The following is an 11,462-nucleotide window of genomic DNA, read 5'->3' as shown; positions in this document are numbered from 1 at the left end:
ACGGATGAGAGTCATCTGTCCGGGCCATTGATGCGGGAAGGCCAGCCGATCAAGCGGTTGCAATCCGCTGTTGAGCGGCGATAGCCCTGTGCAGCAGCACGCAAAGGGTCGCTAGCCAGATGAAGAAGAAGAAGAACGGGATCCAGAAGATGAAGAGCCCGTTCCAGGCAAAGGGTCCGGTCTTGAAGAGGAACGCCACGCCCCCGACCTCGAACATCAACGTGCACCAGATAGTGAAGTACCCGTAGGTCCGCGGGAACGGCGAGCCCTTGACTTCGTGCTTGCGCAAACAGCTGATCGCGACCGTGACACCAAAGAAGATGAAGTACTGGACGGTTGTGAACAACGACAGGAGCGCAATGTCGTGCAGTGTGGCGGTGATCTCTGCCGACCGGTCGGGCCGATACGCAGCGACGCCGAAGAACACCGGGGGCAGCACCAAGAAGACCGAGGTGAACGTTCCGCCGGCGAACATGAAGATCGACCACACGGGTCGACCTGGTTCTTGGCGTGCGGACTGCACTGCCGCAACTACTGAGATCGGCAGCATGAACGCACCCGAGAATGATGCGATGACTGCGCCGAACAGGACTCGGTCGCTGTGCTGTTGATAGAACTCCGCGACCCTTGCGGGCGACCATGTCGGCGGCGGTGGCGGCACCACGTCGATCAGCAGGCCGAGAGACACCGCGTACAACGCAGTGAATGCGATGCCCCACCACAGCAGGACCATCTGACTTCGCGTTGACATGAGGCTCCTAACTAGATGTTGCGATATCATATCGACTTTCAGTTGGGTCCACCAGCGGCACCCGACAGGCGAGTGACGGAGGAACAACATGCGAAGAGGTCGGCGCGTACTACACCGCCACCGGCGTGAGCTGTTGAAGGCCAACCGGGCACGACCGTGCTAGCCGTCATCGACAAGGAACCAACAGCTGTGCGGCGGCGAAACCACATCCCCGGCGAAGCCGGGCTCTGGCTTCTGCTCTTTGGCGACATGACTGTGTTTGCGGTCCTCTTCGGGTTGTACCTGCACGCTCGAAGCCAAGACCCTGAGCTCTTCGCTAGCTCTCAGTCCGAGCTCAACGCCAACCTCGGCGCCCTCAACACGCTGGTGCTCCTGACGAGTTCGCTTCTCGTGGTGTGGGCCTCCACCTGCATGCGCACTCAGCAGCGTCGCCGCGGCGTGCTTCTCCTCGTGGGATCCATGGCCCTCGGCGGCGTGTTCATCGTGATCAAAGTGTTCGAATACCACGACCAGATCGCGTCGGGAAATGTCCCCAGCACCAACATGTTCTTCACGTACTACTTCGCACTGACAGGCCTCCATCTCGCCCACCTCGTGCTCGGGCTGCTGGCACTGGGAGGCCTTGCCTATCTCCTCCGCCGCCCTGACGACGAGGAGATCCCTGAGGCCTTCTTCGAGGGCGGAGCCTGTCTGTGGCACACGATCGACCTGCTGTGGATCGTCATCTTTCCGCTGATCTTCTTGGTGAGGTAGCGATGCCTTCATTCCTTAGGTCGACGCCGACCGTCATATGGCTCTTCCTGATTGGTGCGACCGTCGCGTCCTGGCTGTTGGGCAACGACTTCGGTGTCCCCGGCGTCAGTCATTCGCTTGCGACCACGCTGATCCTCGTTGTCGCGGCGATCAAGCTCCATCTGGTGGGCTACCACTTCATGGAGTTGCGAGACGCTCCGTGGATGCTGCGATCGGCCTTCAATTTTTACTGCGCCGGCCTGCTGGTCACGATGCTCGTCTTGTATCGCCTATAGCCGCTGCTGTGCGTTGCACAGTGTTCGGTCCGGCGGCATCGAAGGCGGCAGGGAAAGCCGCACTCTCCAGGTTCTCCCACGTTCCGTAACGGCTCTGCAATCGTCTAAATGACTATGGGCAACTGGTACGTGCCTCCGGACATGCGGCCGATCATGAAGAAGTTAACGATCAACTGGTTGACCGCATGCTGATAGCGCTGGTCTTCAAGGACGTGGTCGACAGCGATCCGGCACATAAGGTCATCCATGAATCGACCGAGCAAGTAGGGGTCCTGGACGATCTCGTCGAACCTGTTGCCCTCGGTGATCCACCGGTCGAGGACGCTGCCCGGCACCGCCGTCGGCGGTTCATCGACCTGGTTTTCGAACCTCTCGGCAAGCCGCTCGCTGTACGCCAGTTGGCGACAGTGTTCGCTGCAATAGACGCGGGGACGCCCCCTGCCCTTCTTCGGCGGCAGCGGGTTGCCGCACAGGGCACAGGTGTCGGCGGGCTTGTCCATGTCGAACAGGTGCGCCGACCGAGCCATCGCCTCGGGTCACCGCGAGCGTCGCTCGGCGAGATACACCTCGATCTGCACACCGTGTGACGAAAAGAATTTGGGGTTAGCGAGGGGCGGAGCTGGGACGTGCAGGATTGGCGTGGGCGAGGTACCTGAGAGTGGGCAAGGGACGCGGATTGACGGGAGCAGAGGACGGGCAGGCGTAGTGGTGGGCCGATGCTCAACGCGGGCGGCCGTGGCGCACAGCACCGGATCCTGGCGATCTCATCCACAGGCGAATCAGTGCGGCGCTGAACCCCGGACTTTCCGCCAGAGCATGAGCTTCCCGTTCCGAAAGGAAACGCTCATGCACCTGGCATTCGCGATCGCTCATGCGGAGGCGCGCGCCTACATCGCGGTTCTAGCGGCTCGAACAACCTCCGTCGACGCCGCCCTGGCCTACAGACGTGCACTGACCTACCTCGACGAGGTCGGGCGTACTCGGCCGTTGAGGACCTAGACGACTACGGTCTCGACACCCGCCAGATCGAACTCATCCACACCATGCTCGACATCGCACGCGAACTGGACGGGCGGCCGGCCTAGGTCTGTTCCTCGGCTGCCAGGGCTCCGCGCGCGTCGTCGATCAGCGGCGTGAGCGACTCGCGCCACACGCCGAGGTCTGCGGCCAGCGTCTGCCAGGTGATCGACCGGTTGATCTCGTCGTACTGATGAATGATGAAGTTCCGGTTCGCCACGGCGAGTGCCCATTCCACGCCGTCGGGCGCCAGGATGCCCAGTCTGGACAGGCGGTTCGCGGCCTCGCCGAGCTTCATCATGAGCGAGTCGCCGGCCTCCTGCAGCAGCACATCGGTCAGGTAGGCGTCCCGTCCTCGCTCGACAATCTCAGCGACGCGTTCGAACCATGCCGCGATGTGGGCGAGTTCCTTGGCGGCCTTGCGGTCCATCACAGCAGGACCGCTTCGCGGCGGATGTCGTCGTCGAGACCGGGCTTCAGGCCGCCGTATTCGACCAGGTCGATCTGACGCCCGAGCACCTGCTCCAGGAGCTGTCGGAACCGGATGAAGTCGAACGAGGAGATTCCGGCAGGTGCCTCCACGACCAGGTCGATGTCAGAGTCGTCGCGGGCCCGTCGGCGAGCGACCGAGCCGAAGACCGCCAACCGCGAGTATCCGTGCTCCTCCGCAATGGAGCGGAGGATCGGTGCGGCCGCGTCGAGCAGGACCTCGGGGTGGACCTCGCCCAGATGGCGCGTGAACTTGAGCTGCTGACTGACCGCCGGCTGACTGATCCCGAGGGCCTCGGCGATCTGCCGTTGCGACATGTCCGTGGCCAGTGCGCGCAGCGCCAGGACGCGGCGCAGGCGCGCGACGTCCTCGTCACGCTGCGCTCCGCGGTACTCTGCCAACAAGGTCATAAGGCAACCTTATCAGGAGATGACCCTATTTCGACCACGCGAAATTTGCCCGCCTCACCGTCAGCGGCACCGCCGCGTCCGCACGGTGCCCCTTTCCCGGTGCCGCGCCAGATGCGGCACCGGATTACCGCTGCGTTCCCGGCTGTGCACCGGCGCACAGCCGGAGGTGAGGGCCTCGATCACGGTGCCGGACAGTGTCCGGCACCGGCTTCTCCGCCGCTTCGGGCAGGCAGACCAGCCGAGGCGAGAACACGGACCCACGTGGACACATCTCCACCGTGCGCCGGAGATCGGAGTCTGTCAAGCGCCCAATTCCTCGCTGTCGAGCCAACCCGAGACAACTCGAGACGTTCGGCAACAACCAGCAAGAACGAGCGCGAAGTCAACCGGTCGCATCGGCTTCCTCGGCCACGATGAGCGCTTCGAGTTGAAGTTGCTCACCGAAGGTCGCAGGCCGGGAGAGGACCGTGTGGTCGGGCGCGGCCAGTCCCAGCGCGTGTTCCAGGTGGGCTGCCGGTGAGTGGTCAGTGGTCGGGTCCGGTTCGATGTAGTGGCCCTCGGTGATCGCCGTCGACGTGTGTCCGAGGAACGCGGCAGCAGCATCGGAACCCATGCTGCGAGCAATGACCGTGGCGGCCGTACGCCGGAACCAGCGCAGGCTGACCCCGGTGTCGCCCAGCCCGGCGAGCTCGACCATCTCGCGGAACGTACGGCGCACGTTGTACGGGTTCAGCGGTCCACCGTTCCGGTTTGCGAAGATCGTTCGCTCGTCGTCCTCCGCTCCGATGGCGGCCAGACGACGGCGAAGGACGACGGCGGCGAACCTCGGAACCGGGATGGCGCGGACCGAGCTCGCGCTCTTCGGATTGGACTGCCGGATCAGGCCGGTCGCCTTGCGCTGGACGACCGTTCCGGTCACCCGGACGACCATCCCGGACGGGCCGTCGGTGACGTCGCAGGGGCGGATCGCCAGCGCCTCCCCTGGCCGCATCCCTGTTCCGAGCAGGACCTCGATGAGGTCGCGGACCTGGCCGTCGCTCTTCGGCCCGGGCAGACCGTCCTCTGTGCGCCACTCGGCCGCGGCCTTCCGGATCGCGGCGATCTGGCCCGGTGTCAGCGCCTGCGGGATGTTCCTCGGCTTACGGAGCTGCGACGTTCCTTCGACGGGGTTGCGGGCGATCGCGTCGTTGCGAAGCGCGTAGCCGAAGAGCAGGTTCAGCATCGTGCGGGAATGCATGGCCCGCGAGTGGGAGTGCTGCGCCTGTGACTTCAGGAACCACTCGACACGTCCGGTGGTGATCTCCCCGAGCGTGAAGTGCTCGAACGCCGGCAGCACCTGCAGCCGCACCAGGTCGCGGTAGCTCTCCTTGGTGCCCTCGGCCAGTTCGCGCTGCTCGAGGTCGGCCAGCCAGAGCGCGACCAGGTCCGTGAACGGGCTCGCCACGCTGAGCTGTCCCCCACTGCCGTAGCCCGACCGCTTCAGCAGCCGTTCCTTGACCTGGCTCCGGGCGAGGGCCGGCGAAGCGGCAGTGGCCTCCACCTTTCGCAGTCGGCCGTCGACGTCGCGGTACCGCGCCTGCGCTACGAAGCGTGAGCCACGGGCCCGGACATGGATGTCGCCGTAGGTGCCGATCGCCGTACGCGGGCGACCGCCAGTCATGCCGTGTCCCGATGCACTGCCGGATGACGCGCGGCGTCGTCCGCCTCCATGCGCGCGAGCCAGGCCTCGATCTCGCTGGCACGGAAGCGCAACTCACGACCGACCCGGAAGCCGCGGGGTCCGCGGCCGTGGCTGCGCAGGTCGTACAGGGTCTGCACGCTGACATGCAGGCGGTCAGCGAGCTCCGACAGCGTCAGAACAGGCTCGAGGGTCTCCGGGCGGGTGTCGTTGATGTCCATGACCGACAGGTGCGCGAGACACCCCGAGACACGGGACAACGCAGTCGAAGAACCGCCAGGGACGGAGGCGTGATTCGGTGAAGTGCCGAGTAAATGCCGAGACAGGGTTCTTTCTCCTCAAACTGAGGTTCCGGAACCCTGCCGCTGACCTGCGAAAACTTGGTGGAGCTGAGGGGATTCGAACCCCTGACCTTCTCATTGCGAACGAGACGCGCTACCAACTGCGCCACAGCCCCAAGCGAGGGGAAACGGTAGCACCGACGCTCGACGAGTCCGAATCCGGATCCCCCTCCTGGCGCTAGTCCTCGTCGGAGCCCACGGACTGGTCGGGATTGCGGTCCTCGTCGGCGCGACCGGGCGGCCGGGGGTTCTCGTCGCCGCTCGGGCCCTGGTCCACGTTCGAGCTCGGCCGCGGCTTCGGCGGGTCCTCGAAGACGGTGGACTGACCGCGGGAGGCGAGGTCGGCCTGGTCGATCTGCGGGACGTCGTCAACGATGTCGCCGGGGTCGGCGAACTGGGTGTCGGGCGAGACCGCGGTCGCGGAGTCGGCGTACTTCTTCTCCTGCTCGCGCGCCTGCTGGGTGGCCTGGCGGTCTGCTGCGCTCTCTTCGCTCATGGAGCGGGAGTACCCGCAGCCGCGAGTCCCAGCCGGTCAGGAACCGGAGGCGCGGCGCTGCTGCTCAGCGTCCGGCTCAGCCTTCGTGCGCTGGGCGTCGGCCTCACGGGCCAGCTGCGAGTCGGCCTCGTTGCGGCCCGAGCTCCACACGCCGGTGGAGTCGAGGTCGATGGTGCGGACGGTGCGCCCCGCGGGCGCCTTGTCGACGTACGTCGGCAGCGGGACCGGGACCGGGGTCCAGGCATCGGGATCCACTGCAACCGGCTCGTCGGCCAGCGCGGCGGTGACGACCGGGATGTCCTGGGTGTTGTCGCTCTCGTCGTCGAGGTCGTCTGCATCGTCGGCGTCCTCGGCGGCGATCACCTCGTCGGCGAGCGTACGGCGGCGCTTGCGGACCGAGGTCGCGGCACGGGCAGCGCGCTCGCGCTTGACCATGAGACGGCACGCGACCAGCCAGGCGCCCATCAGCACGAGCGGGCCCAGGATCCAGGTGGCGCCGATGACGCCGCCGATCGACAGGGCGACGGTGACGATGATCGCGAGGAGCAGGATGTTGAAGACCCGGCGACGACGCTCGGCGGCGCGACGGGCGGCCGCTTGGCGGAGCCGGCGCTGGACCGGGCTGTGCTCGGTCGGGCGGGCACGTGGCGCAGGTGCGGCCGTCGCGGGGACGTCCTCCGGCAGCTCGGCCTCGGGCACGGCGTCCGCAGCCGGCTCGTAGGCGTCGTACGACGTGCGTCCGGCAGGCACGAGAGCGGCTTCGGTGGCCGACACCGCGTCACGACGGGCCAGCACTCGCAGGCGGTCGGAGAAGCCTTCGACAGATCGACTGTCGGCGTCCTCCTCGTGCTGCTTGAGCGCCTTCGGAACGAGGTAGACGGCCCACGCCACCGCCAGTGCGACGAAGATCAGTGCGCTCAGGTCCACAACGAGAGGTTAGGAGCGTTATCTCAAACTGGGGCGCATGTCGATCGGTGTGTCACAGATTGATTCGTGTGACGCATGTGATTTGACCGAACCGGTCACGCATCAGGGTTTTCCTCGAGCCGCACCAGCACACCTCGCGGCGCCTCCTCGCGGGTCACCGCGAAGATCCGGTGGTCGCGCCACTCGCCGTCGATGTGGAGGAAGAACGGCGCGTACCCGACCTGCCGGATGCCGAGCTTCTCCACCACCCGCAGGGAATTCGTGTTCTCCGGGCGGATGCAGATCTCGATCCGGTGGAGGCCTGCGACGAAGAAGCAGTGGTCGATCACCATCGCGACCGCGCGCGGGATCACGCCCTTGCCGGCGAAGTCCTGGTCGATCCAGTAGCCGACCGACGCGAACTGCGCCGAGCCGCGCACGATGTTGTTGACGCTGACCTGACCGGCGAACCTTCCGTCCACCTCCACCACGAAGGGGTACGTCGTCCCCTTCCGCGCCGCGCGGGCCAGTCGCTTGGTCAGGCCGCGGAACGTCAACGGCCGGGCATCGGCACCAGGAGGTGCGGTCGCGTCCCAGGGCCCCAACCACACGGCATTGCGACGCCGGGCCGCGCGCCACGGCTTGGCGTCACTGCGCCGGATCGGGCGCAACCGGACGACCGGGTCAGTGCCCGAGGTCAGCTCGTTGGGCCACGCCCGCCCGGGCATGGCCACCGTCGTCCGCTCGCGGTACGCACCCTCGCGCCGCACCTCGCTCAATGGTCGCTCCCGAGGATCTGCTCGACGGCGTGCACCAGCACGGGCTCGAGTACGGCGAGCGCGTCCTTCACCCCGCCGCGCGAACCCGGCAGGTTGACCACGAGCGCCTGGCCAGCCACACCGGCGAGACCACGCGACAGAGCGGCCGTCGGCACGCCCTTCGCGACGCCGGCAGCGCGGATCGCCTCGGCCAGGCCGGGGACCTCGCGGTCGAGCAGCGGCCGGGTCGCCTCGGGGGTGCGGTCGGTCGGCGTCAGGCCGGTGCCACCGGTCGTGAGCACCACGCGGGCGCCCGCATCGACGGCCGCGGCGATGGCCAGGGCGACAGGTTCCCCGTCCGGGCAGACGACCGGGTCGGCGACGACGAACCCCAGTCCCCGCAGGGCATCCACGATCAGCGGGCCGGTCGTGTCGTCGTACACACCGGCAGCGGCGCGGTTGGACGCGACGATGACGGTGGCGGGCAGGGCCTGGCTCATCGGCGGTACTCCCCCGACTTGCCACCCGACTTCGTCTCGACCCGGATGTCGGTGATGACCGCCGCCTTGTCGACGGCCTTGACCATGTCGACGACGGTGAGCGCAGCCACGGAGACCGCGGTGAGCGCCTCCATCTCGACACCGGTCCGGTCGGTCGTCTTCACCGTCGCCAGGATCTCGACCGCGTCGTCGGCGACGGACAGCTCGACGGTGACACCGGAGATCGCGAGCGGGTGGCACAGCGGGATCAGCGCGGGCGTCTGCTTGGCGCCCATGATGCCGGCGATCCGGGCGACCGCAAGGGCATCGCCCTTCGGCACGCCCTCGCCGCGCAGGAGTCCGACGACCTCGGCCGAGACCAGCACCCGGCCGGACGCGCTCGCGACCCGGTGGGTGACGTCCTTCGCGGACACGTCGACCATCCGCGCAGCACCGGTGGAGTCCACGTGCGTCAGCCGCGGCTGGGTTGCCTCATCGGCCATCTCGGTCCTCCTCGGGGTGGAGCGGCAACACCTCGACGGTCGTGCCCTCGGGCACCACCTTCCCGGTTGCCGGTACGACGAGCAATGCATCGGCCACGGCGAGCAACCGTTGCGAGTGGCCGGCGTGCCCGGGCAGGGGGGCGATCCGGCCCTGGTGGTCGAACAGGCCGGGCAGCAGGACCGTGCGATCGGCGCCCTCGACCGGCGCGGCCAGCGCGGCCGTCCGGCGGGCGACGTCGCGTCCGGCGAGGACGTGGAGCGCCGGGACGACGTACAGCAGGAAGGAGGCGTAGGCGGCCACCGGCGTACCGGGGAGGGTGACCACCGGGACCTGCCTTCCATCGGCACAGACGACGACGCCGAAGCCCTGCGGACGGCCGGGCTTCATCGCGACGGGGCCGAACCAGAAGCCGTCCACGTCGCGCAGGGCGGCCTTCACGACGTCGTGGTCGCCCGCCGAGACGCCGCCGGTCGTGACGACGACGTCGGACGACTCGGCCGCCTTCTGCAGCAGCTCGCGAAAGACAACGGGGTCGTCGAGCGCCGGACCGAAGGCGGTGGCGTCGGCCCCGACGGCGTGACCGGCCGACGCGAGGGTGGCCGTGTTGCTGTCGGGGATCTGGCCGTCGACGAGCTCGGCGCCGGTGGAGATGACGGCCAGCCGGGGCCGCGGGTGGACAGGCACCTCGCCGACACCGACCGAGGTGAGCAGGCCGATCTGGGTGGGACCGAGGCGGGTGTCCGCACGCAGCGCGATCTCGCCGACAGCGACGTCCTCGCCCTCGTTGCGGACGTGGCGACCGGCTGCGGCCGTACGCAGGATCCGCACCGGGTCGACACCGCTGGTCCACTCGAACGGGATCACCACGTCAGCACCCGGAGGAACCGGTGCGCCGGTCATGATCCGGATGGCCGCGCCCTCGGGCAGCGGCAGGACCGCGTCACCCGCGGCGATCACACCGGCCACCGGCAGGTCGACGGGTGTCTCCTCGGATGCCGACGCGACATCGGCGGCACGGACCGCGAAGCCGTCCATCGCCGAGTGGTCGAACGGTGGGACCGACGCCAGGGCGGTGACGTCTGCTGCCAGGACGCGACCGACGGCATCGGCCAGCGGCACCAGGTCGAAGCGCGTCAGCGGAGCGACCGTGGCGAGGATCCGCGCGCGATGCTCCTCGACGGTGGTCAGGACAGCCGAGGGGTCAGTCATCCGACCCGGTCAAGACCTCGCCGGCGGGGACGCGTTGCGCACCCTTGCCGGACAGCTCGACCGAGCCGACGACCTGCACACCGTGCCCGAAGGTCCAGTCGCCGTCGACCGTGAGGGACGACGCCTTCGCGAGCGACGGCGCGCCCTCGGGGAAGCGCTGGTCGAACTCGGCGACGAGCTTGTAGTGGTCCGCGTCGAGCTCGACGAACGGCACCTCGGTGGCGATCTGGGTGAGCCCGAAGTCGGCACCGATCTCGTAGACGTCGGAGCGCAGCACGAGCAGGTCGTTGGTGGTCTTGACCGGGATGAACCGGTCGCGGCCCACCTCGATCAACCGAGCACCGTCGAACACCTCGATGGCCGCACCCATCGCGGTCTCGATCTGCACGACGGCCGGGCTGTCGGGGTCCGCCGGGTCGACGGTCTTGTCGTTGCGGATCAGCGGCAGGCCGAGGATGCCCTCGCGCTCGTCGAGCTTGGCCTTCATCGCGTGCAGGTCGAACCACAGGTTGTTGGTGGAGCAGAACTGGTGCCGGTTCAGGTCGGCGAGGGCCTCGAGGTCCTCCTTCGCCGTCTGCGCGGTCTCCCGCAGCACGATCCGGCCGTCGGTCTTGCGGCGGGCGAAGTGGCCACCCTTGCGGTCGGAGGGGGTACGACGAACCGCCTCGATCGCGAACGGTGCACCCGACGCGGCGAACCAGCCGGCCACCTTCGGGTCCGGGACCGCGCCGAGGTTGTCGGAGTTGGAGACGAACACGTAGCGGTAGCCGTGCTCGATGAGCTGGTCGAGCAGACCGGTGCCGCGCAGCGCGGTGTAGACGTCGCCGTGGCCCGGCGGACACCACTCCAGGTCGGGCTCCTTGGGCCAGCTGACCGGCGTCAGGTCGGACGCGAGCAACTTGGGCTCCTTGTTCTGCAGGAACTCGATGGGCAGCCCGTCGACGGCCAGGTCGTCGTAGCGCCCGAGCGCGTGCAGCGTGTCGGCCGAGGTGCGGAAGGAGTTCATCAGGATCAGGGGCAGCCGGGCGTCGTACTCCTTGCGGAGGTGCAACGCCTGCCGGGCCATGATGTCGAGGAACGACAGGCCACGCCGCACGCACAGCAGCGACTTCGCCCGTTCCATGCCCATCGACGTACCGAGGCCGCCGTTGAGCTTGATCGCGACCGTCTTGCCGATCGCGTCGGCCGCGACGTCCGCAGGCACGTCCGCGTCGGCAAGGCTCTCGATGTCGACGGGGTCGATCGTCGACTCGGGGATCATCCCGGTCTCGCCGTGCTCCAGCAATCGGTAGTAGTGCGCGAAGGTGTCGACGGCGACCGGGTCCACGCCCGCGGCCAGCATCTTTGCCCGCGCCTTCTCGAGCCCGTCGCTACGGCCAGTCATACCCATGACTC

General features: G+C 67.8%; 15 protein-coding genes and 1 tRNA gene. 2 read left to right on the top strand and 14 right to left on the bottom strand.

The window, feature by feature from the left end:
* Nucleotides 1–49: 49 nt before the first annotated feature.
* The gene (locus tag ASD84_RS16685) at nt 50–733 is read right to left on the bottom strand and encodes a hypothetical protein (protein ID WP_056712911.1); all 684 of its coding nucleotides are present in this window, start codon (nt 731–733) and stop codon (nt 50–52) included.
* Between the two features lie 174 nt (nt 734–907).
* Here ASD84_RS16685 and ASD84_RS16680 point away from each other — a divergent pair, with 174 nt between their 5' ends.
* Both ASD84_RS16680 and ASD84_RS16675 read left to right on the top strand, forming a co-directional pair.
* A complete protein-coding gene (locus ASD84_RS16680) occupies nt 908–1,504 on the top strand; it encodes a cytochrome c oxidase subunit 3 (RefSeq protein WP_056712909.1) in 597 nt (198 codons plus the stop codon).
* Between the two features lie 2 nt (nt 1,505–1,506).
* Nucleotides 1,507–1,779, top strand: a complete 273-nt coding sequence (locus ASD84_RS16675) for a cytochrome C oxidase subunit IV family protein (protein WP_056712907.1) — start codon at nt 1,507–1,509, stop codon at nt 1,777–1,779.
* 104 nt (nt 1,780–1,883) lie between these two features.
* On the opposite strand, the gene ASD84_RS16670 is transcribed toward ASD84_RS16675, so the two are convergent.
* The 13 genes from ASD84_RS16670 to ASD84_RS16605 form a co-directional block, all read right to left on the bottom strand.
* A complete protein-coding gene (locus tag ASD84_RS16670; RefSeq protein ID WP_156392049.1) occupies nt 1,884–2,279 on the bottom strand; it encodes a hypothetical protein in 396 nt (131 codons plus the stop codon).
* A gap of 581 nt (nt 2,280–2,860) precedes the next feature.
* On the bottom strand, nt 2,861–3,226 hold the full coding sequence (locus tag ASD84_RS16660; protein ID WP_056712901.1) for a DUF86 domain-containing protein: 366 nt from the start codon (nt 3,224–3,226) through the stop codon (nt 2,861–2,863).
* Nucleotides 3,226–3,696 carry a nucleotidyltransferase domain-containing protein gene (locus ASD84_RS24810; protein ID WP_082573693.1) on the bottom strand — a complete coding sequence of 157 codons (471 nt, stop codon included), beginning with the start codon at nt 3,694–3,696 and terminating at the stop codon, nt 3,226–3,228. The genes ASD84_RS16660 and ASD84_RS24810 overlap by 1 nt, the downstream gene beginning before the upstream one ends.
* 382 nt (nt 3,697–4,078) lie before the next feature.
* Entirely contained in the window at nt 4,079–5,356 is a 1,278-nt protein-coding gene (gene xerC, locus ASD84_RS16650; RefSeq protein ID WP_056712899.1) for a tyrosine recombinase XerC, read from the bottom strand.
* Nucleotides 5,353–5,595: a helix-turn-helix transcriptional regulator gene (locus ASD84_RS16645; protein WP_056712897.1), complete on the bottom strand. Its 243-nt coding sequence runs from the start codon at nt 5,593–5,595 to the stop codon at nt 5,353–5,355. The genes xerC and ASD84_RS16645 overlap by 4 nt, the downstream gene beginning before the upstream one ends.
* A gap of 160 nt (nt 5,596–5,755) precedes the next feature.
* Nucleotides 5,756–5,831 (bottom strand) — tRNA-Ala (locus ASD84_RS16640).
* A 62-nt stretch (nt 5,832–5,893) separates the two neighbouring features.
* Nucleotides 5,894–6,211, bottom strand: a complete 318-nt coding sequence (locus ASD84_RS16635; protein WP_056712895.1) for a hypothetical protein — start codon at nt 6,209–6,211, stop codon at nt 5,894–5,896.
* A 36-nt stretch (nt 6,212–6,247) separates the two neighbouring features.
* On the bottom strand, nt 6,248–7,138 hold the full coding sequence (locus tag ASD84_RS16630) for a hypothetical protein (RefSeq protein WP_056712893.1): 891 nt from the start codon (nt 7,136–7,138) through the stop codon (nt 6,248–6,250).
* Between the two features lie 95 nt (nt 7,139–7,233).
* Nucleotides 7,234–7,887 carry a GNAT family protein gene (locus ASD84_RS16625; protein ID WP_321164048.1) on the bottom strand — a complete coding sequence of 218 codons (654 nt, stop codon included), beginning with the start codon at nt 7,885–7,887 and terminating at the stop codon, nt 7,234–7,236.
* A 5-nt stretch (nt 7,888–7,892) separates the two neighbouring features.
* Entirely contained in the window at nt 7,893–8,375 is a 483-nt protein-coding gene (locus ASD84_RS16620) for a molybdenum cofactor biosynthesis protein B (protein WP_056712892.1), read from the bottom strand.
* Nucleotides 8,372–8,857, bottom strand: coding sequence for a cyclic pyranopterin monophosphate synthase MoaC (gene moaC / locus ASD84_RS16615; protein ID WP_056712890.1), 486 nt, complete (start codon nt 8,855–8,857; stop codon nt 8,372–8,374). Before moaC ends, ASD84_RS16620 begins: the two co-directional genes overlap by 4 nt.
* On the bottom strand, nt 8,847–10,067 hold the full coding sequence (glp, locus tag ASD84_RS16610; protein ID WP_056712888.1) for a gephyrin-like molybdotransferase Glp: 1,221 nt from the start codon (nt 10,065–10,067) through the stop codon (nt 8,847–8,849). The genes moaC and glp overlap by 11 nt, the downstream gene beginning before the upstream one ends.
* Entirely contained in the window at nt 10,060–11,451 is a 1,392-nt protein-coding gene (locus ASD84_RS16605; protein WP_056712886.1) for a UTP--glucose-1-phosphate uridylyltransferase, read from the bottom strand. The genes glp and ASD84_RS16605 overlap by 8 nt, the downstream gene beginning before the upstream one ends.
* Nucleotides 11,452–11,462: the final 11 nt, after the last annotated feature.

The organism is Nocardioides sp. Root682 (assembly GCF_001427795.1).
Taxonomy (GTDB): domain Bacteria; phylum Actinomycetota; class Actinomycetes; order Propionibacteriales; family Nocardioidaceae; genus Nocardioides.
The sequence above is the reverse complement of the archived record's forward strand: the minus strand, read 5'-3'. Positions and strand labels throughout refer to the sequence as shown.

Coding starts and splice junctions, on each gene's coding strand:
- ASD84_RS16635 (WP_056712895.1), bottom strand. CDS start 6,211: ATGAGCGAAGAGAGCGCAGCAGACCGCCAGGCCACCCAGCAGGCGCGC.
- ASD84_RS16660 (WP_056712901.1), bottom strand. CDS start 3,226: ATGGACCGCAAGGCCGCCAAGGAACTCGCCCACATCGCGGCATGGTTC.
- ASD84_RS16620 (WP_056712892.1), bottom strand. CDS start 8,375: ATGAGCCAGGCCCTGCCCGCCACCGTCATCGTCGCGTCCAACCGCGCC.
- ASD84_RS16605 (WP_056712886.1), bottom strand. CDS start 11,451: ATGACTGGCCGTAGCGACGGGCTCGAGAAGGCGCGGGCAAAGATGCTG.
- xerC (WP_056712899.1), bottom strand. CDS start 5,356: ATGACTGGCGGTCGCCCGCGTACGGCGATCGGCACCTACGGCGACATC.
- ASD84_RS16685 (WP_056712911.1), bottom strand. CDS start 733: ATGGTCCTGCTGTGGTGGGGCATCGCATTCACTGCGTTGTACGCGGTG.
- glp (WP_056712888.1), bottom strand. CDS start 10,067: ATGACTGACCCCTCGGCTGTCCTGACCACCGTCGAGGAGCATCGCGCG.
- ASD84_RS16675 (WP_056712907.1), top strand. CDS start 1,507: ATGCCTTCATTCCTTAGGTCGACGCCGACCGTCATATGGCTCTTCCTG.
- ASD84_RS24810 (WP_082573693.1), bottom strand. CDS start 3,696: ATGACCTTGTTGGCAGAGTACCGCGGAGCGCAGCGTGACGAGGACGTC.
- ASD84_RS16645 (WP_056712897.1), bottom strand. CDS start 5,595: ATGGACATCAACGACACCCGCCCGGAGACCCTCGAGCCTGTTCTGACG.
- moaC (WP_056712890.1), bottom strand. CDS start 8,857: ATGGCCGATGAGGCAACCCAGCCGCGGCTGACGCACGTGGACTCCACC.
- ASD84_RS16670 (WP_156392049.1), bottom strand. CDS start 2,279: ATGGACAAGCCCGCCGACACCTGTGCCCTGTGCGGCAACCCGCTGCCG.